This window comes from Aquimarina penaris, assembly GCF_040786285.1.
GTDB lineage: Bacteria > Bacteroidota > Bacteroidia > Flavobacteriales > Flavobacteriaceae > Aquimarina.
The window spans coordinates 78,396-102,706 of record NZ_JBFMKQ010000002.1; the positions used below are offsets into that span (position 1 = coordinate 78,396).

A 24,311-nucleotide genomic window follows, 5' to 3' on the forward strand; every position below is an offset into this window, starting at 1 on the left:
CTAGCATGGAAATATTAGAAAAGAAAATAGAACAATTGAATGGATCTGTCGGAAATTTGGCAGAAACGTCAGTTCTTAATGTAAATCCTTTAGAGAGTGAAGCTATTTATATATTTAGAGAAGTAGCTGCACAGTTTGAAAAGCCTGTATTGCTTTTTTCTGGAGGTAAGGACTCTATTACTTTGGTGAGATTAGCGCAAAAAGCATTTTATCCGGGTAAAATCCCTTTTCCATTATTGCATATAGATACAGGACATAATTTTCCTGAAACTATCGAATTTAGAGATAAATTAGTTGAAGAACTTGGTGTCGAACTCATAGTACGTAATGTTCAGGATTCTATTGATCAAGGTAAGGTAATAGAAGAGAAGGGGAAATATGCAAGCCGAAATAGCTTACAAACGACTACTCTTTTAGATGCTCTAGAAGAATTTAAATTCGATGCTGCAATTGGTGGTGCTCGTAGAGATGAGGAAAAAGCAAGAGCTAAAGAACGTATTTTCTCTGTAAGAGATGATTTTGGACAATGGGACGAAAAAAACCAACGGCCAGAGTTATTTGATCACCTTAATGGTAAAATTGACCTGGGACAAAATGTGCGTGTATTTCCGATTAGTAACTGGACAGAGCTTGATGTGTGGAGCTATATCGAGAAAGAAAAAATCGAAATCCCTTCAATCTATTTTGCTCATAAACGTAAAACATTTATCAGAGATAGTATGATCTGGTCGGCAGAAGATAATGTTGTGTACAGAGAAGATGATGAGGTTGTCGAAGAAAGAATGGTACGTTTTCGTACGGTAGGAGATATGTCTTGTACCGCAGCTGTATTATCTGATGCTGTAACTATTGATAAAGTAGTGGCAGAAATTAGAGAATCAACAATTTCAGAACGCGGTGCTCGTATCGATGATAAACGATCAGAAGCAGCCATGGAAAAACGTAAACAACAAGGGTATTTCTAAAATTAGTTGTTGGTTAATAGTTGAAAGTTGATCGCTTTTATTCAATAAACCGACAGAGATTAGAGTATAAATAAAAAAAAGTAGTAATTGGAGGTAGTTATTATTAAAGTTTTTGGGAATTTAAATCGATAACCATTAACAAAAAACTATCAACCATCAACCAAAATAAGATGGAAGTATTAAAAATAGCAACAGCAGGAAGTGTAGATGATGGTAAAAGTACCTTGATTGGTCGTATTTTATATGATACAAAATCATTAACTACAGATAAATTAGAAGCTATAGAGACTAGAAGTAAAGCTAATGGTTTTGATTATCTTGATTTTTCATTGGCTACAGATGGATTGGTAGCAGAGCGTGAACAAGGAATAACCATTGATGTAGCACATATTTACTTTTCTACAAAAACTAAAAGTTATATCATTGCTGACACCCCAGGGCATATAGAGTATACCCGAAATATGGTTACCGGGGCATCAACTTCGCAAGCTTCGATCATTTTGGTGGATGCTCGTAAAGGAGTAATAGAACAGACTTATCGTCACTTTTTTATTAATAATTTGTTGCGTGTAAAAGATGTTATTGTAGCGGTTAATAAAATGGATCTTGTAGATTTTTCTCAAGAGAAATATGAGGCAATAAAAGCAGATTTTGAAACACTAATTGAAAAGAGTGATTATAAAGAGCAAAATATTACCTTCATTCCGGTAAGTGCTTTGCAAGGAGATAATGTTGTCGATAAATCCGAAAATACACCTTGGTATAGTGGTCAAACACTGCTGGAGCATTTAGAAGAGTTAGATGCTCGGGATGTGTATGAAAAAGCGCAGGTTCGTTTCCCGATTCAAACAGTAATTCGTCCTAAAAAAGATGAGTTTCATGATTTTAGAGGATATGCAGGTAAATTGTATGGAGGAGACCTTTCGGTTGGAGATGAGGTAACTATTTTACCATCATTAACGACATCAAAAGTAAAAGAGATTCTCTTTTTTGATCAGAAATTTGATACCGCAGGTAGAGGAAGCTCTTGTACCATTACATTAGAAGATGATGTAAATGTGAGTAGAGGAGATATGATTGTAAAATCTTCAGAAAAACCTAGTGTAGAAAAACAATTAACGGCTACAGTATGCTGGATGGATAGCCGAGATTTAAATCCCGGAACGAATTATTTTATACAAAGCGGAAGCAGCCGAATTTTGGCAAAAGTAAAAAGTATAAGCGGTACCGTTGCAACTGATTTTTCTGGAGAGGATACTTCTAAAAACTCATTAAGTCTAAATGAGATTGGAAAAGTTCAGATACAATTAAGTAAACCATTAGCTATTGATTCTTATAGCAAGAATAAAGCTTCTGGGTCATTTATATTAATAGATTCTCAAACCAACAATACTTCAGGAGTAGGCTTTATAGAATAAATAAAAGTCTTTAACTGAGAGGAAAAAACAAGGATTTTTAGAATTAAAAAAACTGCAATACAAAAGTCATAACTATGTCCTTTTTTAAAGGATGAAATACGAAAAAAAATGCAAAGTTTTAGAACCGAAATAGAAAACCCAATTGTTCAAAAGGACGTTATAGAATTAGCCAATAAAATTGAGCAGTTTCATAAGGGTAAGATTGATGAAGAGAAATTTCGTAGCCTTCGTTTGGCACGTGGTGTATACGGCCAGAGGCAAGAAGGAGTGCAGATGATTCGTATCAAGTTACCATATGGTAAAGTATTGAGCAATCAATTAAGACGTATCTGTGAAGTGTCTGATGAATATTCTAGAGGAAGATTACATATCACCACAAGACAAGATATTCAGATTCATTATGTAGATCTTAATAGAACACCAGAACTTTGGGCAGAGCTAGAAAGAGATGATGTAACGCTAAGAGAAGCATGTGGTAATACAGTGCGTAATGTTACCGCTTCAGAAACGGCAGGAATTGATCCTAAAGAACCTTTTGATGTATCACCATATGCAGATGCATTGTTTCGTTTCTTTTTAAGAAATCCAATTTGCCAGGAAATGGGCCGTAAATTCAAAGTTTCTTTTTCAGGAACTGAGGAGGATACAGGATTATCTTATATGCACGATTTAGGTTTTATAGCGAAAATCGAAAATGGCGTTAGAGGGTTTAAAGTAATGTTGGCTGGTGGATTAGGTTCTCAACCAAGACATGCAGACGAGTTATATAGTTTTTTACCTTCAGATAAAATTATTCCTTTAATGGAAGGCGTACTAAGAATATTTGATCGTCATGGTGAACGTAAAAGTAGAGCCAAAGCGAGAATGAAATTCTTAGTCAAAGATATTGGTGTAGAAGCGTTCAAAGAATTAGTAGAGGCAGAACAAGATGCAATTGCTCAAAAAACGGTTGCAATTGATGCCGAAGCTTATAAACCATCAGTTCCTGTAGTTATAGAGGCACCACAGGTAGAAATCAAAAATCAAGAAGGTTTTGATCTATGGAAATCTACCAATGTGATTGCTCAAAAGCAAGAGGGATATGTTGCTATTGGTATCAAAGTGTTACTAGGTGATTTTTACACAGATAAAGCAAGATTATTAGCTGATTTGGTTGAAAAATATGCTGCAGGAGAGATTAGATTATCATTACGTCAGAACATTTTAATTCCTTTTGTAAAAGAAGATTTAGTTCCATTTTTCTATCAAGAATTATCTACACTTGGATTTGTAGAAGCAGGATATAATAAAGCTGTGGATATCACGGCTTGCCCAGGAACAGATACTTGTAACTTAGGGATCGCCAGCAGTACTGGTATTGCCGAAGAGTTAGAAAGAGTGATCAAAACCGAATATCCGCAGTATCTTCAAAAAGAAGATCTGGTGATCAAAATTAGTGGATGTATGAACGCATGTGGTCAACACAATATGGCAAATATTGGTTTTCAGGGAATGTCTGTTCGTACTAAAGATAAATTAGTGGCGCCAGCATTACAAGTATTATTAGGTGGAGGAAATCTAGGTGATGGAAATGGTCGTTTTGCAGATAAAGTAGTAAAAATACCAAGCAGAAGAGGGCCAGAAGCATTACGTAGAATCCTTAACGATTTCGAAGCGAATGCAAATGGAAAACTTTTTGTCGAATATTATAAAGATAAGGGAGAAAAATACTTCTATGATTTTCTAACCGATTTATCTAATGTAGATAATCTTACTCAAGAAGATTTCATCGATTGGGGAACCGAAGAGGAATATGTTAAAGCTATTGGTGTAGGAGAATGTGCTGGAGTTGTTATTGATTTGATAGCTACACTATTTTTAGAAAGTGAAGAGAAGATAGAAAACGCCAAAACTTCTTTCGAGAACGGTATCTATTCTGATGCTGTATATCACGCCTATAGTTCTTTGGTGAATTCAGCTAAAGCGTTATTACTTGCCGAGAATAAAAAGACCAATACACATGCGGGTATTATTAGTCAGTTTGACGAAGAATTTGTGGCAAGTGGAAAGATAGATCTAGAGGGTACATTTGCAGATTTAATATATCAACTTCAGAAAAACGCACCAAGCAGGGATTTTGCGGTTGATTATATCAAAAAAGCAGGGCAATTTTTACAAAAAGTGCAAGCGTTTAGAGCTCTTGAAATAGAAAATGTATAATACCTTTGTTATCTCAAGACAGTAGTCTTAGAATCATAGATAAATTAATAAAAATGAGTACTAAAACACCAAAACTAACAGTAGTAGGAGCAGGCCCGGGAGATCCGGACTTGATTACACTCAAGGCCGTTAAGGCTTTAGAGTCGGCAGACGTGGTGTTGTATGATGCACTCATTAATGAATCATTGTTGGGATATGCACCAAAAGCAGAGAAAATTTTCGTGGGTAAGCGAAAAGGATGTTATGCGTACCAGCAAGAACAAATCAATGAGCTAATTGTAAGTCGTGCAAAAACTCACGGACATGTAGTACGGTTAAAAGGAGGAGACCCGTTTATTTTTGGTCGTGGAGCAGAAGAAATCGATTACGTGCAACAATTTGGTGTAGAAACCAACATGGTTCCAGGAATATCATCATCCTATGCTGTTCCGGCATATCAAGGGATTCCATTAACCAAGAGAGGGTCGTCAGAAAGTTTTTGGGTAATTACAGGAACTACAAAATCTCATAAATTATCACAAGATGTTAAACAAGCTGCAAAATCAAATGCAACCGTGGTAATTTTAATGGGAATGGGTAAGTTGCCTGAAATAGTACGTATCTTTTCTGCCGAAAATAAGGACGATATTCCGGTAGCAATTATCCAAAATGGAACAACCAAAAAGGAACAGTTTGGATTTGGGACTATACAGACTATCGAGAAGGTGGTTTTAGAGAAAAAATTATCATCTCCAGCAATTATTGTGATCGGAGAAGTGGTGAATCAACGTGCTAAACTAACTTCGATTCATAAAGAGGTTCAAGAAGAAATTATAAATTGAATAGCAAAGATATAAATACAAGTACAGAACAGCTCCCTTCTTCCTCTGGGAGAGGGGCCGAGGGTGAAGACAGAAATAATTTATATCCAATTTTTTTGAAGGTTAAAAACCTCGAAATCCTAATTGTAGGGGGAGGAAATGTAGCCGAAGAAAAACTAACGTTCTTATTAAAATCCAGTCCAGATGCCAAAGTAACCATAGTATCCCCAATGTTTAGAGAAGGTACAGTGAAATTGGCACAGAAGTTTGGAGTAGAAATGATACATAAAAAATATCACAGACGTTTTCTCAAAAGAAAACATATTGTGATCGCTACCACAGATGTTCCCGAAGTTAATATTCAAGTATATAAAGACTGTAGGAAACGAAGTAAATTGGTTAATGTAGCAGACAATCCGCCATATTGCGATTTTTATATGGGAGGTATTGTGACCAAAGGTAATGTGAAAGTGGCTATTTCGACTAACGGAAAGTCACCTACAACAGCCAAACGATTACGTCAATTTTTTGAAGAAGTAATTCCTGAAAATATTGATGATTTGGTCAAAAATTTAAACGAGTATAGAAAAACAATAAAAGGTGATTTCGAAGAAAAAGTGGAAACACTTAATGAATTTACCAAAGGATTAATAGGGAAAAAAGAAGCAGCAAATGATAAAGACTGATATTTTAATAATTGGAGCAGGACCAACAGGGTTATTCACTGTTTTTGAAGCAGGGTTACTAAAGTTAAAAACGCATCTTATTGATGCCTTACCGCAACCAGGAGGTCAGTGTTCAGAGATTTATCCTAAAAAGCCAATATATGACATTCCAGGATTTCCGGAGATTATGGCTGGTCAGTTAGTAGATAACCTAATGGAACAAATTAAGCCTTTTAATCCAGGATTTACTTTAGGTGAGCGAGCAGAAACTATCGAGAAATTAGAAGATGATACGTTTTTAGTAACAACCAATAAAGGTACCCAACATAATGCTCCTGTAGTAGCAATTGCTGGTGGATTGGGTTCTTTTGAACCACGTAAACCACCCATTCCTAATATAATTGATTTCGAAGATAAAGGGGTAGCATATATTATTCGTGATCCAGAGGTGTATAGAGATAAGCGTGTTGTAATAGCAGGAGGAGGAGATTCTGCACTAGACTGGACAATTTTCTTAGCCGATGTGGCAAGCGAAGTAACTTTGGTGCATAGAAGAAATGAGTTTCGTGGAGCATTAGATTCTGTAGAGAGGGTTGCCGAATTAACTAAATTAGGAAAAGTAATTCTGATTACCGAAGCAGAGGTTAAAGAACTAAAAGGAGATGATCACGTTACGGGTGTAGGTATCAAACACAAAACCCAAGGTGATATTCATGTAGATACCGATTATTTTATTCCTTTATTTGGTTTGTCTCCAAAATTAGGTCCTATCGGAGATTGGGGATTAGAAATTGAGAAAAATGCCATCAAAGTTGATAACTCATATGATTATCAAACCAATATACCTGGTATATATGCGATCGGAGATGTAAATACCTATAAAGGAAAGCTAAAATTGATTCTTTCTGGTTTTCATGAAGCGGCTATTATGTGTCAGAGTGCTTATCAAAGAATTCACCCAGATAAGAAATATATGATGAAATATACTACCGTTGGTGGTGTTGAAGGATTTGATGGTACAAAAAAAGAAGCTAAAAAAGAAGTTGTAAAAGCTATAATTTAAAATAAAATATTTTGTTTTTGGGCCTCACAGGCTTGTGCCAAATGTACTTTGGTAATCCAATCTGTGAGGCCTTTGATTATATTTATTTGTAGAAATAACAATACTATGTCAGACGTTACTATAAAGATAAAGGATAGAGAAAATGTAGTGCACGAAGTACAGGCGCCAACAGATATGGCAATGAACTTAATGGAAGTATGTAAAGCCTACGAACTACCTGTTGAAGGTACTTGCGGTGGTATGGCAATGTGTGCTTCTTGTCAGTGTTATGTGCTATCGGATCATGAATTACCAGAAATGAGTCAAGATGAAGATTTGATGTTAGCCGAAGCTTTTTATGTAGAAGATAATAGTAGATTAGGATGTCAGATTCCGATTACTCCAGAATTGGATGGGTTAGAGGTTGAATTGGCTCCAGAGTCATAATCAAATCATTTTTCGAAGATTTTTATAGTTTCTTTTTTCGGTTTTTTTATTCTAACCGTGATTTTCTGATATTCCCATGTTTTCTTATTTCTCTGGGCAATAATATCTAATTTACCCCTACCTCTAGATCCTATGATTCCTACGGTTATAGCAAGGGTTTTATCGTTGTTTGAATACATGACCTCTCCTTCTAATAAACGAAAAAAATCATGAGGTGATAGTTCTCCTAATTTTTCAATAACTTTTTCATTCACTTTGGCCTTTTCATGTGCATTATTTATGAGGTCTGGTTGTGCCAAGACCGATCCATATCTAAGAGTTGCATTACCTGTCATTAAAAAGAAGAAGGTGATACAGCAAAGTATTACAGAAACCGGAAGTAACCATTTCCAATTTGTTTTCCACCAGCTTTTTTTAAGTATTGTCTCGTTCATATAGTTTTTGAAGTATTGATTATATGATATAAACTGTTGATCAAATAGATGTGTTGCAGATTAGGTATGGATAAGCGATAATAAAAAAAGAACATTTTTATAACGAATTGAAAAAAAATAAACCACTTCAATGTGAATATCCAATAATGTAAGCCTTTAGATGCTTGTATTTTGCATTAACGACAGATTTTGCCTTATTTTTAAATTTAATTTGCATAAGAAGCAGGTATACTATTACTTTGTAATCAAATTAGCAGTCTTAGTACTGTTGTTGTTCATAAATTTATTTATAATGTTATCAAGAAAGGCGGAGGGAATAGACCCTATGATACCTTAGCAACCCTTTTCGTGTCCCGATGACTATCGGGGTCTTAAAGAAGGTGCTACATTCTATCCTGATTCGTTGGGACTAGATAACGAAGACTCATAGCTTTGCTATATTTTTTCCATTATTTTCCTGATACATATTTTATTATTCTTTATTTCAATATAGAATTAATAAGGTTTTTGTTAGTCCAACGTAGGTTGGAATCTGTAATTAATATTAGATCGTTAGATGAAAGACATACAGAAAATATTAGAAGAAAGAATTCTTGTGCTTGATGGGGCTATGGGTACGATGTTACAGCGCCATAAGTTTACTGAAGAAGATTTTAGAGGAGAACGATTTAAAGATTGGCCAACCCCAGTGCAAGGCAATAATGATTTGTTGAGTATTACGCAACCCGAAGCAATTAAAGAAGTACATCGGTTGTATTTTGAAGCAGGTGCAGATATCGTTGAAACCAATACATTTTCGGGAACAACTATAGCTATGGCTGATTATGAGATGGAGGAGTTGGTATATGAACTAAATTATCAATCGGCTAAGATTGCTAAAGAAGTGGCAGACGAGATTACGGCAAAAGAACCTCACAAACCTAGATTTGTGGCTGGATCTATTGGTCCTACAAATAGAACAGCAAGTATGTCTCCCGATGTTAATGATCCTGGATATAGAGCGGTAACTTTTGATGAATTAAGGATTGCATATAAGCAGCAAGTAGAAGCATTAGTCGACGGAGGATCTGATATTTTACTAGTCGAGACAATTTTTGATACCCTTAATGCTAAAGCAGCACTTTTTGCGATTGAAGAAGTAAAAGATGAAAGAAATATAGACATTCCGATTATGGTAAGTGGTACGATTACAGATGCTAGTGGAAGAACTCTTTCTGGTCAAACCGCAGAAGCATTTTTGATATCAGTTTCTCATATCCCAATGTTATCCATAGGGTTTAATTGCGCATTAGGAGCAAATCAATTAACACCGCATTTAGAAATATTAGCTCAGAAAGCAAATTTTGGAGTATCAGCGCATCCTAATGCAGGATTGCCTAATGCATTTGGAGAGTATGATGAAACCCCAGAGCAAATGGCAGAGCAAATCAAAGAATATATGGATAAAAACTTAGTGAATATCATTGGAGGTTGTTGTGGAACAACTCCAGAACATATCAATGCTATTGCAGAGTTAGCTAAGAATTATAAACCACGAGTTGTAGGAGTTTCAGTATAATATATGAACAAAGAAAAAAGAAAATACCTTAAACTCTCTGGTCTTGAACCAATGATCGTTTCTGCCGAAACGAATTTCATCAATGTAGGAGAGCGAACGAATGTTGCTGGATCACGTAAGTTTTTACGCCTGGTAAAAGAAGAAAAATTTGACGAAGCTTTAGATATAGCAAGACATCAAGTAGAGGGAGGAGCACAAGTTATCGATATTAATATGGATGACGGTTTGATTGATGGTAAAGAGGCTATGGTTAGATTCTTGAATCTCATTATGGCAGAGCCAGATATTGCCAGAGTGCCTATTATGATCGATAGCTCTAAGTGGGAAATCATCGAAGCAGGATTACAGGTTGTACAAGGAAAATGTGTAGTAAACTCAATTAGTCTTAAAGAAGGCGAAGAAGAATTTATTGCACATGCAAAAGCGATTAAAAGATATGGTGCCGCGGTTATCGTAATGGCATTTGATGAAGTAGGGCAAGCCGATAATTATGAAAGACGATTAGAAATCGCCAAAAGATCGTATGATGTTTTAGTTCATAAAGTTAAATTTCCTCCAGAAGATATCATCTTTGATCTTAATATTTTTCCGGTGGCTACAGGAATGGAGGAACATCGAAAAAATGCCATCGATTTTATAGAAGCTACACGGTGGGTTCGTGAGCATCTTCCACATTGTAGTGTAAGTGGCGGGGTAAGTAATGTATCATTTTCTTTTAGAGGAAATAATACAGTGCGTGAAGCCATGCATTCTGTCTTTTTATACCATGCAATTAAAGCAGGTATGAATATGGGAATTGTTAACCCTGCAATGCTAGAGGTGTATGACGATATTCCTAAAGATTTATTAGAACATGTAGAAGATGTGATCCTGGATCGTAGAGATGATGCTACCGAAAGATTATTGGATTTTGCAGAAACAGTGGTAGGAACAAGTAAAGAGAAAACTGTAGATCTTTCCTGGAGAGAAGAGCCATTACAGAATAGAATAACCAGAGCTCTTGTAAAAGGGATCGATCAATATATTGTAGAAGATGTAGAAGAAGCGCGACAAAAAGCAGACAAACCTATCGAAGTGATAGAAGGAAACCTAATGACGGGTATGAATGTGGTAGGGGATCTGTTTGGATCTGGTAAAATGTTCTTGCCACAAGTGGTTAAGTCTGCACGTGTAATGAAAAAAGCGGTGGCTCATTTATTACCCTATATTGAAGAAGAGAAAAAGAAAAATCCCCAATTGGCTCAAGGAAATGGATCAGCAGGTAAAGTACTTATGGCTACTGTAAAAGGAGATGTTCATGATATTGGTAAAAATATTGTATCGGTAGTTTTGGGATGTAACAATTACGAAATTGTTGATATGGGAGTAATGGTACCCCCCGAAAAGATCATCCAAACTGCAATTGATGAACAGGTAGATGTTATAGGATTGAGTGGATTGATTACTCCTTCTTTGGATGAGATGGTGTATCTGGCAAAGGAGATGGAACGTAGAAATTTTAAAGTTCCGCTACTTATTGGTGGGGCAACAACCTCTAAAGCTCATACTGCAGTCAAAATTGATCCTCAATACAAAAATGCAGTAGTTCATGTTAATGATGCTTCACGGGCAGTTACTGTAGTGGGAGATTTGCTGAATAAGAGAAGTAACCAAAAATATGTAGGAGATCTTAAAGAGGATTATGAGAAGTTCAGGCAAGGTTTTCTGAAAAGAACAAAGCAGAAAGAATACCTTACCATAGATGAAGCGAGGAAGAATAAATATTCGATTGATTGGCAAACTTCAGAGATTAAAAAACCAAATACACTGGGTATAAAGGTTATTGAAGATTTTGATGTAAGAAAATTAGAATCTTTTATTGATTGGACACCGTTTTTCAGGTCCTGGGATTTGCATGGTAAATACCCGGCTATTTTAACCGATGAAGTGGTTGGAGAGCAAGCCACTTCCTTGTTTAAAGATGCGCAAGAATTATTACAACGAATATTTGATGAAAAATTATTAGGCGCGAAGGCTATTTATGGCCTATTTGAAGCTAATACGGTACATGATGATGATATTGAGGTGAGTACTAAAAATGGAGAGTATTCATTTAGAACATTACGTCAGCAATTAAAAAAACACGCTAATAAACCCAATTTTGCATTGTCTGATTTTGTAGCACCAAAAGAAAGTGGTGTGCAAGATTATATGGGGTGTTTTTGTGTGACCACTGGTTTTGGGACCAAAGAGCTTGCAGAAGCCTTTGAAGCTGATCATGATGATTATAATTCGATTATGATTAAAGCACTGGCAGATCGTTTAGCCGAAGCCTTTGCAGAGTATTTACACAAAAAAGTGCGTAAAGACGATTGGGGATATGCAAGTGAAGAGCACCTAACTAATGAAGAGTTGATTAAAGAAGAATATAAAGGAATTCGACCTGCACCTGGATATCCTGCATGCCCCGATCACCTTGAAAAACTAACGATTTGGGAAATACTAAAGGTAAAAGAAAATATTGGAGTAGAATTGACAGAGAGTTTGGCGATGTGGCCAGCAGCATCGGTATCAGGATATTACTTTGGAAACCCAGAAGCACGATATTTCGGATTAGGAAAAATTAAAGAAGATCAAGTGAAAGATTTTGCGGAAAGAAAAAATATAGATTTCGAAGATGCGAAAAAATGGTTGAATCCTAATCTACAAGACTAATGATACGATACAGTGTCTGCTTGCAGGCACAAATAATGAAGGACACATGATCGGTCGGAAGGAACGCATGATTAGTGGGAAGGAGTGCATGATCGGTCGGAAGGAATGCATGATCGGTCGGAAGGAATGCATGATCGGTTGGAAGGAACGCGTGATCGGTCGGAAGGAATGCATGATCGGTTGGAAGGAACACGTGATCGGTCGGAAGGAATGCATGATTGAAAGAAAGCTCAGGGTTTTTCAGGATCTGTGAGGTCTGATGAAAAAATAAATGCGTTAGGGATTGAAGCGGCATCCTTTTCTAAAACTGAGAGCCCCGAGCGTAGTCGAAGGGCGACGGTTATAGAAAAGATAGAGCAGAAAGCCCGCCCGAACGCCCAACATATCTAAAAAATTAAAGAATAGATTTCCGATAATACGGAAACGACAGAAATAAATAGTTAATGAAAGTAACAGATCACATAAAACACGCAAAAGGAAAAACCTTATTCTCTTTTGAATTAATACCACCACAAAAAGGAAGAAGTATCCAGGAATTATATGATAATATTGATCCTTTAATGGAGTTTAACCCGCCTTTTATAGATGTAACTACATCTAGAGAAGAGTTTATTTATATTGATAAAGATGGGTTGTTGGATAAAAAATTGACCCGTATGCGTCCGGGTACTGTAGGTATTTGTGCTTCTATTAAGCATAAGTATAATGTCGATACCATACCCCATGTACTGTGTGGAGGATTTACTAAAGAAGAAACCGAATACTTGCTAGTAGATTGCCACTATCTTGGGATAGATAATATCATGGCACTACGTGGTGATGCTATGAAAGAAGAAAAGTATTTTAATGCCACCAAGGGAGGACATTGCTATGCTAATGAGTTGGTTGGGCAAATTGTGAATATGAATAAAGGGCAATTTCTTCATGAAGTGATAGAAAGTGATAATCGATCAGATTTTTGTGTAGGGGTCGCAGGCTATCCAGAAAAACATATGGAAGCTCCGTCAATGGATTCTGATATCCGATGGCTTAAACATAAGGTTGATGCTGGCGCTGATTATGTGGTAACTCAAATGTTTTTTGATAATAAAAAATATTTTGACTTTGTAGAAAAAGCTAAGGCAGCCGGAATCAATGTGCCAATAATTCCTGGTATTAAGCCAGTTGCTGTAAAAAGACATTTGCAGTTATTACCTCAAGTATTTAAACTGGATATGCCTGATGAATTGGTGAGAGCTGTAGAGAAGTGTAAGACAAATAAAGAAGTTAGAGAAGTAGGTGTTGAATTTGCTATCCAGCAGTCTAAAGAGTTAATGGAGTATGGTGTGCCGGTTTTACATTATTATTCTATGGGAAAATCTGATAATATTAAAAGGATAGCTGCCGAAGTTTTCTAATCTTAATGTTTTTATGCAGCATGGGGGCTAGTATTTTTCTAAAATATGTTGTAATTCTGTGATAGAATTAATGGTTTCTGTTGGATCAATGCCCCAAGGATCAAAAATTGAGGTTGAAGAACGTTGAACCCATGCAGATTTCATACCATAAGATATTGCTCCTATAACATCAAAGGGATTGCTGGAGATAAGCCATGCGGTATCTTTTGTTGAATTTGTTTTAGTGTTAAAATGTTGATAGACCAAAGGACTAGGTTTAAACATCTTGATATCTTCTACACTTACAATCCCATCAAAAAAATACTCAATATTTGCATTATGTAATAGTTCTTTAATAGCTTGATAACTTCCGTTAGAAAAAGCATACACTTTATGCTTTGTGTGCTTCAATCTTTCTATGCCTTCTAATACATCGGGAAATGCAGGGAGTCTTTTATATTCGTGCAGTAAACTGCTTTTCTGATCTTGGGTTAATTTGATATCTAGGTTTAAACAAGTATACTCTAAAGCTTCTTTTGTGCACAATGAAAAATCGACATATGCATCCATTAACCCCCGCCTAAATGAGTATTCTAATTGTTTGTTTCGCCAAATGTTTATAAATAAGCGGGCTCTATCGCCGATCATTTTTTTAAGAGAATCTAATACGCCAGAGGTGTCAATTAAGGTTCCGTAGATATCAAATGCCAGAGTATAAGAGGTCATTTTTGTGAAGTTTGATTTGATTATCAGTGTTTTAAAGATATGTCATCTTAAGGGATGTAAAAAGTTAATATGGGTTAAAATGGTCTTTAGTTGACAGTTTTAAGAAACCTTGTTTTCTAAAATATGAAGAACCACAACATTGCTCCTAAGTATTCATTTTTAACAAAACTCTGTTGCCTTAAAATGTAGCAGGAAGAATTTTTTAAAAAGAAACTGAACAGAAACTTCACTCTTTTTTATCAAATTCACTGTTTACAGGGTGTTTTTTATATCATATAAAGTGGATTTTGCACTTCGACTACTGCAGTAAGAAAACATTCTAAAATCTGAAAAATTAAACTCATGAAAAATTTAAAACTATTTGTTACTCTGTTTATCGGTGCCATCGTTATTTCATGCTCCAGTGATGATGATATCCTAACTCAAGAAACTGCAATTGGAATAGATGGGCAAATAAGCGAAAAAACTAGGGCAATAGCAGGAATTATTAATGGTAATATTGTATTTCCCGACCCTAATTTTAAAAAAGCGCTTCTGGAGCATGACCCAAAAATAGATGAAGATGATAATGGGGAAATTACTTTAGAAGAAGCCAGAAACGTGACACATCTTTACCTACAAAGAAAAAACATTTCTAACCTTTCGGGAATCCAATATTTTACGAATTTAACCTATCTGGATTGTTATAATAATCAAATTACTACGCTTAATGTAAGTAAAAATGCAGTATTGAAGTATTTTTATTGCCATAACAATCAACTCACCGCATTGGATGTAAGCGAAAATACACGTTTAAAACACCTCAATTGCTCTATGAATAATATCAGGACATTAAATCTGCATAAAAACACAGGCTTGACCTACCTGATTTGTTCTAATAATCCACTAACTACGTTAGATGTACATAAAAATACAGCATTGGGTGTACTGTCTTGTTCTAACAATCAACTTACTACTTTAGATGTAAGCAAAAATACTGCCTTAGGAAGTTTTCATTGTGATGACAATCAACTTACGGTGCTAGATGTAAGTAAAAATACAGCCTTACGCGGATTATATTGCGATAATAATAGGCTTACTAGGTTGGATGTAAGAAAAAATAATGTTTTACGCTATCTTAAATGTAGCAAAAATCAACTCACCACCCTAAATATAAAGAATGGATCCAACGCTAGACTAGTACGATCCGAGTTAGAAAACAATCCTCGTCTTGCCTGTATAGAAGTAGATGATCCTACGGCTTTTTATTTAAGTAAATGGAAAAAAGATGCTAGGGCCAGTTATTCTGGTGATTGTACACCATTCGATAATAGATAATCAGATTACCTCAATATAAAGAAGGGGGCTAAAAAGTTATATAACTTTTTGGCCCTTTAATTAGTATAGGTTTTCATCACCAAGGGATTCGATTTAGTATGACTTTATTGGAAAAAAACCTGTCAAAATAAAACCAAATCCATTAGTGTTTGGAAACTTCGAAGGTCTATCATACTTTTGCCGGATGTTAAAACGGATTTGCCTCACGTTATTTATTATTTCCTACAGCGCTTACTCTCAGGATGAAAGTAAGTCATATTATACTTTGGATGTCAATCATTATAATGGTACGATCTTAAAACATAACCCCGATATAGCTCATTTAATTACAGGTCACCCGTTTGGTGTGATTCTATCTTTTCAGAAAAAAACCTTTGGAAAAGAAGAATGGCAACGACTATATAATAGTCCTGATTATGGGGTGTCTTTTTTATATCAGAATCTTAATAATCAATTCTTAGGAGAGCATTACGGACTCTTTGTACATTATAATTTTTATTTTTTTAATCGCCTTTTAATGTTAAGAATTGGCCAAGGAGGATCCTATAATACTACTCCTTATGATGAAGATGATAATTTTAGAAATATAGCATATGGTACTCATTTAGTAAGTGGATCCTATGCATTACTAAATTTTAAAAAAGAAAATATTATTAAGGGATTGGGATTGCAAGCTGGTTTAGGGATAGTGCATTATTCTAACGGAAACTCTAAAGCTCCTAATAAAAGTACAAACACGTTGTTTTTAAATGCCGGAATAACATACACAATGGATCAAGATATTCCAGAACGCATAGATAAAGAAAAAGGGTTGGCTAAAGGGGGAGAGCCTTTTGGGTATGGATTTATTCTTAGAAGTGGTGTTAACGAAAGTGATGTTGTTGGATCGGGAAGATTTCCGTTTTATACTCTAGGAGGATTTATTGATAAAAGATTAAATAAAAAGAGTGCGATTCAGTTAGGTGGAGAGTTGTTTTTTTCGAAAGCATTAGAGCGTTTTATTGATTTTAGGGCGTCGGGTGGTTTTAATGATGGGGTCACCGGAGATGAAGATGCAAAACGAGTAGGAATGTATCTGGGTCATGAATTGCGAGTTAATAGAATCTCGGTCTTAACTCAGTTTGGGTATTATGTATATTATCCCTATGATTTTGAAGGACAGACGTATCTTAGAGCTGGGGTACAATACTATTTTACCAAGAATATATTTGGAGCTTTTACGGTGCGATCTCATGCGGCGAAAGCAGAAGCTATGGAGTTTTCGATAGGATATAGATTATGAAAAAACTATACTACATACTAATACCGATTTTAATTCTTGGATGTAATTCTGAAGATGCTTCGGATTGTTTTCAAAGAACAGGTAATATCATTAGAAAGGAAATCGAAGTTTCAGATTTTACTCAAATTTTAGTAAATCCAAATGTGGAGTTGATTCTAAAAGAAGGAGAAACAACTTCAGTAATTATTGAAACAGGAGACAATCTTATAAATGAAGTGTCAGTAGTAGTTATAGATGAGCAATTGGTATTAAGTGATGCTAATGATTGTGCTTTTTTTAGGGATTTTAATCAAACTAAAATTTTTGTTAGCGCACCAAATATTACAGAAATACGTAGTGCAACACAATTTGATATATCATCTGATGGCATATTAAATTACCCATCATTAAGTATTTTATCTGAAGATTTCAATGAAACAGGAGGCAATACCAATGGGATTTTCAACCTTGAAGTAAATACTAATTCTATTACTGTAGTAGGAAATAATATTGCTTCTTTCTTTATTGAAGGTGCTACGGGAACATTGAATGTTAATTTTGCCTCTGGCACCGGAAGATTTGAAGGGGCCAATTTAGTAGCCGATAATGTAAAGATTTTTCACCGAGGAACAAATAAAATTATAGTAAACCCCCAACAATCAATTACCGGTGAAATTAGAAGTACAGGTGATGTGATTTCTATAAACAGGCCAGCAATTATAGAAGTAGAGCAATTTTTTACCGGGGAATTGATTTTCTTGTAAAAAACGTACAATCTTTTATAATATGTACTTATATATTCATTCCGAATGTAGAAGTTATTCTTTTCTGTTGTGAATCATCTTTATAGCTAGCCATCTAACCCCGTTTTTTATTCGATTTACTTCACTTAAATGGTATAACCATAAATATATTGAGGCTTTATGTGCTCTGAATGTTTGTGATTATTCATAAATTTAAATACCTCTCGTCAAGTGTGTATGTCCCAATTGTAACGTTAAGAATGATGTATGAAAAATGATCAGAACAAAAAAGAAAACTCAGTCGCAGAGGAAAACGAAAATTATTTAAAAAAAGAATTATATGCTCTGATAAAAGAAGATAGCGCATTATTCGATTTTTTGCAAGAGGCAGCTTTAGACGGGTTGTGGTTTTGGGATCTAAATCAACCAGAAAATGAATGGATGAACTCCAGGTTTTGGACTACTTTAGGGTATAATCCAGATAAAATGCCTCATAAGTCTTCTGCCTGGCAGCATATTATTAACCAAGAAGATTTAAAATATGTATATGCAAATTTTGCTAAACATTCTAAGGATCCTTCTTATCCTTATGATCAAATTGTAAGGTACAAGCATAAATTAGGGCACACGGTTTGGATTCGTTGTAGAGGTGTTATTATAAGAGATGATTATGGTAAACCTATAAGGATGCTAGGGGCCCATACGGATATTACCGAAATTAAGGAAAAAGAGGAAGAGCTTAGGTTGCAGTCTGCTTTTTTCAAGCAAGTAATAGACAGCACAGATTTAGGGACTTGGCAATGGAATGTAAAAACCGGAGAAACAATTTTTAATGAACGCTGGGCCGAGATTATTGGTTATACATTAGAAGAGTTGGAGCCTGTTTCAATAAAGACTTGGATGGCTTATACGGTTTCTAAGGACCTAGTGAAATCAAATAAATTGCTTCAAGATCATTTTGCTAAAAAAACATCAGTGTATGAATGTGAGGCTAGAATGGTGCATAAAAATGGTAGTTATATATGGGTTTTAGATAAAGGAAAAGTGGTTAGCTGGGATGAAGAAGGTAATCCAGAATGGATGGTTGGATCTCACCAAGAAATCAATGACAAGAAGAAAGCTTACGAGCGAAATAGATTGTTTATACAACAAGCTCCCACTGCTATAGCAATGTTTGATGGGGATATGAGATACCTGGCAGCCTCTCAGGAGTGGTTTGGTGTATTTGATATTAAAAACAAAAGAATTGTAGGTAAATCTCATTATGAAGTGTTACCAGAAATAGCGAATAAGTGGAAGGTCAGTCACCATGAATGCTTAAAAGGAAAGGTAATTAAAAATAGAGAAGAGCGTGTTAAGAAAGCCGATGGTTCAGTGCAATGGCTATCATGGGAATTTTGTCCCTGGCTTACAGACGAAAATAAAGTAGGTGGAATTATTATTCACATGTCTGATATTACAAAAATAAAACAGGAAGAAGAATTAAAATCACTACTTGCCGTTGCAGAGGATCAAAATAAAAGACTTAGAAATTTTGCTCATATTGTTTCTCATAATTTAAAGTCGCATTCTGGAAATTTTGAGATGCTATTAGATTTGTTTATTGGGGAAAATCCGGAAATTAAAAATAACGAAATTATAAAACTATTTAAGACAGCCTCAGAAAATCTAACAGAAACAATTGTTCATTTAAATGAAGTTGTCTTAATTAATACATTGGTTGATGATAATTTGGGAAGGTTGAATCTGAGAGATGCAATACATAAAACTTTAGAAAGTGTCTCAGCCATTGCTATCGAAAAAGAAGTCATAATTAATAATTTGGTGAAGTCTGATGTTTATGTTTTAAGTATTCCGGCATATTTGGACAGTATCTTATTAAATTTTATTACCAATGGGATTAAATACAGCTCTAAAGAAAGGGATAGCTATGTTTCTTTAAGCGCTGATTTGGAAGGAGATTATGTCGTTCTTAAGATTGCAGACAACGGATTAGGAATTGATTTACGAAAACATGGCTCCAAACTTTTTGGGATGTACAAAACTTTTCATCATAACAAAGATGCAAGAGGTATAGGGCTCTTTATTACAAAAAACCAAGTCGAAGCAATGGGAGGTAGGATTGAAACGCAAAGTGAAGTTAATAAGGGAACTACTTTTAAAATATATTTGAAATATGAAAAAGATTGATATTGCCTGTATAATTGATGATGACCCAATTTTTGTATTTGGGATTAAGAAAATAATGGATCTTGTCGGTTTTTGCAACGGTTTTATGGTTTTTGGTAATGGACAAGAAGCGCTAAACAATTTAAAAGCTATTATCTCGGCAAATGAAAAGTTGCCAGATGTCATTTTACTAGATCTAAATATGCCAATACTTGATGGTATTCAATTTCTTGAGGAGTTTATCGAGATCCCCTGTAAAAAGAAAATTATTATTTATGTAGTTTCTTCATCTGTTGATCCAGAAGATATTCTACGTGCTAAATCCTTTAAAAGTGTTAGTGATTATATTGTGAAACCTATTTCTGTTAAAAAACTCAAAGAAATTTTAAAAGATATTGAGCATGCAAACCAACAATGATATTATGGTGTCCAAAATTATGTCTTTTTAGATTCATCGACGTTTCATGAAGATCTTTAAGAAGGATTGGTTAATTCAATAAACAAATTCTCAAGGTTTTTATTCTTTCGAGATAGTTGTAGTATTTTTAACTTGTTATCATGTGCAAAATCAAAAACAACAGGACGCATATCAGTCGCCGTCTCAAAAGTTATGTGGTAAACAAATCCATGTGTGTTTTTTACCGTTGAAACATGGGGTAATTTTAATAAAAAAGCATCTTCTACTCGATAGTCGAATTCTACCTCGATAATTTGCTCGGTTTCATCTACTATGTCACTAAGATTTTTGTCTGCTACAATTTTTCCTTTGTTTATGATAATTACTCGATCACACATAGCTTCTACCTCTTGCATTATATGAGTGGACAGGAAAACAGTTTTTTCTTTACCTATAGATTTGATTAGTTCTCTAATTTCTAATAGTTGATTTGGGTCTAAACCTGTTGTAGGTTCATCCAAAATTAAAACCTGGGGATCGTGAAGTAATGCACAAGCCAATCCAACGCGTTGACGATATCCCTTAGAGAGCTGTCCTATTTTTTTATTAGACTCTGTCGCTAATCCAGTTAAATTAATAACGTCTTCAATTCTGGATTTCGAAATTTTATACACCCCAGCATTAAACAATAGATATTCTCTCACATACATTTCTAGATATAAAGGATTGTGCTCGGGGAGATACCCTACACTCTTTTGTACATCTATAATTTGCGAACCAATATCAAACCCATTTACCAGAGCTTTTCCTTCAGAAGGACTAAGGTAAGTGGTTAGAATTTTCATCATAGTAGATTTTCCAGCCCCATTTGGTCCTAAAAAGCCTACAATTTCTCCTTGCTTTATTTCAAAAGAAATACTGCTCAATGCTTCTTGCTCGTTATAGGATTTTGAAATGTTTGATACTGAAATTGACATATAGGCTTATTTTTATCAAAAATAGGAAATTAGATCTCTTATACTAACGAGTCTTATTAGATATTATGATTTCTAAATCAAATATAAAACTCTGATGTATGTTTGATGTCTTTTAATACAAAAGTGCTGTTTAATACACCTATGTTTTCAATTTTCGAAAGCTTGTATTTCACGAAATCATGATACCCCTCTAAGCTTTTGGTATTTATTTTTAGAATAAAATCTACTTGTCCGGCCATATGGTAACATTCTTGTACTTCTTCTAATGCTTGTATTTGCTCCTCAAATTTTTCTATAAAAGCTTCATTATGATAGCGCATAGAAACCTGGCAAATTGTGGTTATAGAGCGATCAATAAGTTTTTTATCTAAAATGGCAACATATTTTTTGATAAACCCTTGTTTTTCGAGTCTTCGAATGCGTTCATAAACTGGCGAAATTGTGAGATTGAGAGTTTTGGCGATTTCTTTAGCAGTTTTCTTAGAGTCCTTCTGTAAGATTCTAAGAATAGTGATGTCAATCTGATCTAGTTGTTCCATAGTAAGATTTAAAAATTACTTTAGAAGTAATAGTTATGAGTTTTTAAAAGTAAAAATACCTTTTTTTGTGCTTATATAAAGTAATAATTACTTAATTATTTTAAATATTCGAATATAAAATTCACATTTTGTACTTTAGTAAGTAAATAATGCTTAATGATACTTAAATTTTAGAATAAAGTATGGGAACGATTGTATTAGTAATTGGGGCAAATGGTCAACTTGGATCTGTTTTAACAGCATCTCTTCAGCATAAATATGGAAAAGATAATGTAATTGCGTCGGATCTTAGGGCAAGAGATAAGTTTGAAGGGATTTTCGAACGGATCGATGCTACCGATAAAGATAGGATTGAGGAGGTAGTGCATAAATATAAAATAACCCAGATATATCATTTGGCAGCTATACTTTCTGCCAAAGGAGAAGAAACGCCATTAAAAACCTGGGATATTAATATGAAAACATTATTTAATGTTTTAGAAGTTTCAAGAACACAGCATATTGATAAAGTATTTTTTCCAAGTTCTATAGCGGTATTTGGAGAAGGGGCGTCATTAGAAAACACGCCTAATAATGCATATTTAGATCCGGCTACTGTATATGGGATTAGTAAGGCTGCTGGCGAAAATTGGGCTCAGTATTATTATTTAAGATATGGATTAGATGTTCGATCCATACGCTATCCAGGTGTTATTGGGTATCAATCATTACCTGGTGGAGGAACAACCGATTATGCCGTAGATATTTATCATAAGGCAGTTCTTAAAGAAGATTTTAATTGTTTCCTAAAAGAAGATGCTACGCTACCGATGATATTTATGGATGATGCTATACGAGCTACTCTTGAGGTTATGGATGCTCCTAAAGAAGATATCTCTATAAGAACTTCTTATAATATTGCAGGAATAAGCTTTTCTCCTGCAGAAGTAGTTGCAGAAATTCGTAAATTATATCCAGATTTTAAAGTACAATATCAACCTGACTTTAGACAAGATATTGCTTCGCGATGGCCAAAAACAATTGATGACTCTGTTGCAGCAAAAGATTGGGGGTGGAAACCAGAATTTGATCTTGAGATGATTACTAAAACTATGGTGAAAAAATTAAAAGAACAATATAAAACAGGGTCAAAAAACCTGGAGACTTTACTATTTTGATGCTTCATCAACGTACGAATTATAAAAATTACTGTTTAAGAAAAAAATAAAGCACATGTTTTCAAATATAAAAGAAGAGATACAAAAAGAGATCGATGATATAAAAGCTGCTGGATTGTATAAGTCAGAACGTATTATCACTACTCCGCAAGGGGCCGAAATAAATACTACCAAAGTAAATGATGTATTAAATTTTTGTGCTAATAACTATTTAGGGCTTTCATCACACCCCGAAGTAATAGAGGCGGGTAAAAAAGCAATTGACTCTCATGGGTATGGTTTGTCTTCTGTTCGTTTTATTTGTGGTACTCAAGATATACATAAAGAGCTAGAACGTAAGACAGCAGAATTTTTGGGCATGGAAGATTGTATTTTATATGCAGCCGCCTTTGATGCTAATGGTGGGTTATTTGAACCTATTTTGGGTCCTGATGATGCCATTATTTCAGACGCATTAAATCATGCTTCTATTATTGATGGAATTCGGTTATGCAAAGCCAGACGTTTTAGATATGAGCATAATAATATGGTAGATCTCGAAAAGCAATTGATGCATGCAGAGGATGCTCGAAGAAAGCTTATCGTAACAGATGGGTCATTCTCAATGGATGGAACGATTGCACAATTAGACAAAATTTGCGATCTGGCCGACAAGTATGGAGCCATGGTAATGATAGATGAATGTCATTCTACTGGATTTCTAGGTAAAACAGGTAGGGGTACTCATGAATATCGTGATGTAATGGGGCGTATAGACATTATTACTGGGACATACGGAAAAGCATTAGGAGGAGCATCAGGAGGATTTACCGCAGCCAGAAAAGAAATTGTTGATATGCTTAGACAACGTTCTCGACCTTATTTGTTTTCTAACACAGTAGCACCATCAATAGTAGGTGCTTCAATACGAGTTTTAGATATACTAAGTTCATCTACCGAGCTTAGGGATAAATTAGAAGAGAACACAAAGTATTTTAGGTCAGAAATGACAAAGGCTGGATTTGATATTATTCCTGGAGATCATCCAATAGTACCCGTAATGTTGTATGATGCAAAACTTGCTCAAGAATTTGCATCACGACTATTGGATGAAGGAGTCTATGTAATAGGGTTCTTTTATCCAGTTGTACCCCAAGGAAAAGCCCGAATTAGAGTTCAGTTATCAGCGGGACATGAACGAAATCATTTAGAAAAGGCGGTTAGCGCTTTTACTAAAGTAGGTAAAGATCTGGGAGTGATATAGATACGAACGTTTGTTAGTGTGGATAATCCTAACGTATTAATAAAAGATGTTTGGTTTTATTTAAGAAACTTCATTGATATTAGATTTATTTTCAGAATTTGATGATAATGTATCAAGAGAGGTGAAAAAAATGAAAAAATATTTTGAATGTTAGCGGTTTTATATACTTTAGCAATGTAATACA

General features: G+C 34.9%; 21 protein-coding genes and 1 riboswitch. Of the genes, 17 read left to right on the forward strand and 4 right to left on the reverse strand.

From position 1 onward, the window contains the following. Positions 1–5: 5 nt before the first annotated feature. The 7 genes from cysD to ABW637_RS10035 all read left to right on the forward strand — a co-directional run bounded on the left by cysD (position 6) and on the right by ABW637_RS10035 (position 7,536). Positions 6–965, forward strand: a complete 960-nt coding sequence (gene cysD, locus ABW637_RS10005; RefSeq protein WP_367584546.1) for a sulfate adenylyltransferase subunit CysD — start codon at positions 6–8, stop codon at positions 963–965. A gap of 170 nt (positions 966–1,135) precedes the next feature. Continuing rightward, positions 1,136–2,383 (forward strand): sulfate adenylyltransferase subunit 1, encoded by a 1,248-nt coding sequence (locus ABW637_RS10010; protein ID WP_367584547.1) that lies wholly within the window; start codon positions 1,136–1,138, stop codon positions 2,381–2,383. Positions 2,384–2,491: 108 nt separating this feature from the next. After that, positions 2,492–4,582: a ferredoxin-like domain-containing protein gene (locus ABW637_RS10015; RefSeq protein WP_367584548.1), complete on the forward strand. Its 2,091-nt coding sequence runs from the start codon at positions 2,492–2,494 to the stop codon at positions 4,580–4,582. A gap of 53 nt (positions 4,583–4,635) precedes the next feature. Further along, positions 4,636–5,403, forward strand: a complete 768-nt coding sequence (gene cobA / locus ABW637_RS10020) for a uroporphyrinogen-III C-methyltransferase (protein ID WP_367584549.1) — start codon at positions 4,636–4,638, stop codon at positions 5,401–5,403. Between the two features lie 89 nt (positions 5,404–5,492). After that, entirely contained in the window at positions 5,493–6,068 is a 576-nt protein-coding gene (locus ABW637_RS10025; RefSeq protein WP_367585288.1) for a precorrin-2 dehydrogenase/sirohydrochlorin ferrochelatase family protein, read from the forward strand. After that, positions 6,055–7,110, forward strand: coding sequence for an NAD(P)/FAD-dependent oxidoreductase (locus ABW637_RS10030; protein WP_367584550.1), 1,056 nt, complete (start codon positions 6,055–6,057; stop codon positions 7,108–7,110). The genes ABW637_RS10025 and ABW637_RS10030 overlap by 14 nt, the downstream gene beginning before the upstream one ends. 105 nt (positions 7,111–7,215) lie before the next feature. Next, a complete protein-coding gene (locus tag ABW637_RS10035; protein WP_367584551.1) occupies positions 7,216–7,536 on the forward strand; it encodes a 2Fe-2S iron-sulfur cluster-binding protein in 321 nt (106 codons plus the stop codon). 5 nt (positions 7,537–7,541) lie between these two features. Here the strand turns inward: ABW637_RS10035 and ABW637_RS10040 are convergent, their stop codons facing one another. Continuing rightward, a complete protein-coding gene (locus ABW637_RS10040; protein ID WP_367584552.1) occupies positions 7,542–7,970 on the reverse strand; it encodes a cytochrome c oxidase assembly factor Coa1 family protein in 429 nt (142 codons plus the stop codon). Between the two features lie 292 nt (positions 7,971–8,262). After that, positions 8,263–8,390: riboswitch (SAM riboswitch) on the forward strand. A gap of 136 nt (positions 8,391–8,526) precedes the next feature. Between ABW637_RS10040 and ABW637_RS10045 the strand changes: the two genes are divergently transcribed. The 3 genes from ABW637_RS10045 to metF all read left to right on the forward strand — a co-directional run bounded on the left by ABW637_RS10045 (position 8,527) and on the right by metF (position 13,619). Next, complete coding sequence (locus ABW637_RS10045; RefSeq protein WP_367584553.1) at positions 8,527–9,528, forward strand: homocysteine S-methyltransferase family protein; 1,002 nt, start codon at positions 8,527–8,529, stop codon at positions 9,526–9,528. 3 nt (positions 9,529–9,531) lie between these two features. Then, on the forward strand, positions 9,532–12,222 hold the full coding sequence (gene metH, locus ABW637_RS10050; RefSeq protein WP_367584554.1) for a methionine synthase: 2,691 nt from the start codon (positions 9,532–9,534) through the stop codon (positions 12,220–12,222). A gap of 443 nt (positions 12,223–12,665) precedes the next feature. Then, positions 12,666–13,619, forward strand: coding sequence for a methylenetetrahydrofolate reductase [NAD(P)H] (gene metF / locus ABW637_RS10055; RefSeq protein ID WP_367584555.1), 954 nt, complete (start codon positions 12,666–12,668; stop codon positions 13,617–13,619). A gap of 27 nt (positions 13,620–13,646) precedes the next feature. On the opposite strand, the gene ABW637_RS10060 is transcribed toward metF, so the two are convergent. Further along, positions 13,647–14,324, reverse strand: coding sequence for a haloacid dehalogenase type II (locus ABW637_RS10060; protein ID WP_367584556.1), 678 nt, complete (start codon positions 14,322–14,324; stop codon positions 13,647–13,649). 342 nt (positions 14,325–14,666) lie between these two features. On the opposite strand from ABW637_RS10060, the gene ABW637_RS10065 reads away from it, so the two are divergent. The 5 genes from ABW637_RS10065 (at position 14,667) to ABW637_RS10085 (ending at position 20,232) form a co-directional block, all read left to right on the forward strand. Continuing rightward, complete coding sequence (locus ABW637_RS10065) at positions 14,667–15,641, forward strand: leucine-rich repeat domain-containing protein (RefSeq protein WP_367584557.1); 975 nt, start codon at positions 14,667–14,669, stop codon at positions 15,639–15,641. Between the two features lie 184 nt (positions 15,642–15,825). Further along, positions 15,826–16,923, forward strand: coding sequence for an acyloxyacyl hydrolase (locus tag ABW637_RS10070; protein ID WP_367584558.1), 1,098 nt, complete (start codon positions 15,826–15,828; stop codon positions 16,921–16,923). Beyond that, the gene (locus ABW637_RS10075) at positions 16,920–17,666 is read left to right on the forward strand and encodes a head GIN domain-containing protein (RefSeq protein WP_367584559.1); all 747 of its coding nucleotides are present in this window, start codon (positions 16,920–16,922) and stop codon (positions 17,664–17,666) included. The genes ABW637_RS10070 and ABW637_RS10075 overlap by 4 nt, the downstream gene beginning before the upstream one ends. Before the next feature lie 246 nt (positions 17,667–17,912). Continuing rightward, positions 17,913–19,835, forward strand: coding sequence for a PAS domain-containing protein (locus ABW637_RS10080; protein WP_367584560.1), 1,923 nt, complete (start codon positions 17,913–17,915; stop codon positions 19,833–19,835). Then, on the forward strand, positions 19,822–20,232 hold the full coding sequence (locus ABW637_RS10085) for a response regulator (RefSeq protein ID WP_367584561.1): 411 nt from the start codon (positions 19,822–19,824) through the stop codon (positions 20,230–20,232). Before ABW637_RS10080 ends, ABW637_RS10085 begins: the two co-directional genes overlap by 14 nt. Positions 20,233–20,288: 56 nt before the next feature. Here the strand turns inward: ABW637_RS10085 and gldA are convergent, their stop codons facing one another. Beyond that, positions 20,289–21,188: a gliding motility-associated ABC transporter ATP-binding subunit GldA gene (gldA, locus tag ABW637_RS10090; RefSeq protein ID WP_367584562.1), complete on the reverse strand. Its 900-nt coding sequence runs from the start codon at positions 21,186–21,188 to the stop codon at positions 20,289–20,291. A 77-nt stretch (positions 21,189–21,265) separates the two neighbouring features. Beyond that, on the reverse strand, positions 21,266–21,727 hold the full coding sequence (locus tag ABW637_RS10095) for an Lrp/AsnC family transcriptional regulator (protein WP_367584563.1): 462 nt from the start codon (positions 21,725–21,727) through the stop codon (positions 21,266–21,268). Positions 21,728–21,909: 182 nt separating this feature from the next. Between ABW637_RS10095 and ABW637_RS10100 the strand changes: the two genes are divergently transcribed. Continuing rightward, entirely contained in the window at positions 21,910–22,884 is a 975-nt protein-coding gene (locus ABW637_RS10100) for an NAD-dependent epimerase/dehydratase family protein (RefSeq protein WP_367584564.1), read from the forward strand. 55 nt (positions 22,885–22,939) lie between these two features. Further along, on the forward strand, positions 22,940–24,127 hold the full coding sequence (kbl, locus tag ABW637_RS10105; protein ID WP_367584565.1) for a glycine C-acetyltransferase: 1,188 nt from the start codon (positions 22,940–22,942) through the stop codon (positions 24,125–24,127). The last annotated feature ends 184 nt before the right edge of the window (positions 24,128–24,311 follow it).

Excerpts from the sequence above, each read along its gene's own strand:
- cysD (WP_367584546.1), top strand. The coding sequence starts at position 6 with ATGGAAATATTAGAAAAGAAAATAGAACAATTGAATGGATCTGTCGGA.
- ABW637_RS10010 (WP_367584547.1), top strand. The coding sequence starts at position 1,136 with ATGGAAGTATTAAAAATAGCAACAGCAGGAAGTGTAGATGATGGTAAA.
- ABW637_RS10015 (WP_367584548.1), top strand. The coding sequence starts at position 2,492 with ATGCAAAGTTTTAGAACCGAAATAGAAAACCCAATTGTTCAAAAGGAC.
- cobA (WP_367584549.1), top strand. The coding sequence starts at position 4,636 with ATGAGTACTAAAACACCAAAACTAACAGTAGTAGGAGCAGGCCCGGGA.
- ABW637_RS10030 (WP_367584550.1), top strand. The coding sequence starts at position 6,055 with ATGATAAAGACTGATATTTTAATAATTGGAGCAGGACCAACAGGGTTA.
- ABW637_RS10035 (WP_367584551.1), top strand. The coding sequence starts at position 7,216 with ATGTCAGACGTTACTATAAAGATAAAGGATAGAGAAAATGTAGTGCAC.
- ABW637_RS10040 (WP_367584552.1), bottom strand. The coding sequence starts at position 7,970 with ATGAACGAGACAATACTTAAAAAAAGCTGGTGGAAAACAAATTGGAAA.
- ABW637_RS10045 (WP_367584553.1), top strand. The coding sequence starts at position 8,527 with ATGAAAGACATACAGAAAATATTAGAAGAAAGAATTCTTGTGCTTGAT.
- metH (WP_367584554.1), top strand. The coding sequence starts at position 9,532 with ATGAACAAAGAAAAAAGAAAATACCTTAAACTCTCTGGTCTTGAACCA.
- metF (WP_367584555.1), top strand. The coding sequence starts at position 12,666 with ATGAAAGTAACAGATCACATAAAACACGCAAAAGGAAAAACCTTATTC.
- ABW637_RS10060 (WP_367584556.1), bottom strand. The coding sequence starts at position 14,324 with ATGACCTCTTATACTCTGGCATTTGATATCTACGGAACCTTAATTGAC.
- ABW637_RS10065 (WP_367584557.1), top strand. The coding sequence starts at position 14,667 with ATGAAAAATTTAAAACTATTTGTTACTCTGTTTATCGGTGCCATCGTT.
- ABW637_RS10070 (WP_367584558.1), top strand. The coding sequence starts at position 15,826 with ATGTTAAAACGGATTTGCCTCACGTTATTTATTATTTCCTACAGCGCT.
- ABW637_RS10075 (WP_367584559.1), top strand. The coding sequence starts at position 16,920 with ATGAAAAAACTATACTACATACTAATACCGATTTTAATTCTTGGATGT.
- ABW637_RS10080 (WP_367584560.1), top strand. The coding sequence starts at position 17,913 with ATGAAAAATGATCAGAACAAAAAAGAAAACTCAGTCGCAGAGGAAAAC.
- ABW637_RS10085 (WP_367584561.1), top strand. The coding sequence starts at position 19,822 with ATGAAAAAGATTGATATTGCCTGTATAATTGATGATGACCCAATTTTT.
- gldA (WP_367584562.1), bottom strand. The coding sequence starts at position 21,188 with ATGTCAATTTCAGTATCAAACATTTCAAAATCCTATAACGAGCAAGAA.
- ABW637_RS10095 (WP_367584563.1), bottom strand. The coding sequence starts at position 21,727 with ATGGAACAACTAGATCAGATTGACATCACTATTCTTAGAATCTTACAG.
- ABW637_RS10100 (WP_367584564.1), top strand. The coding sequence starts at position 21,910 with ATGGGAACGATTGTATTAGTAATTGGGGCAAATGGTCAACTTGGATCT.
- kbl (WP_367584565.1), top strand. The coding sequence starts at position 22,940 with ATGTTTTCAAATATAAAAGAAGAGATACAAAAAGAGATCGATGATATA.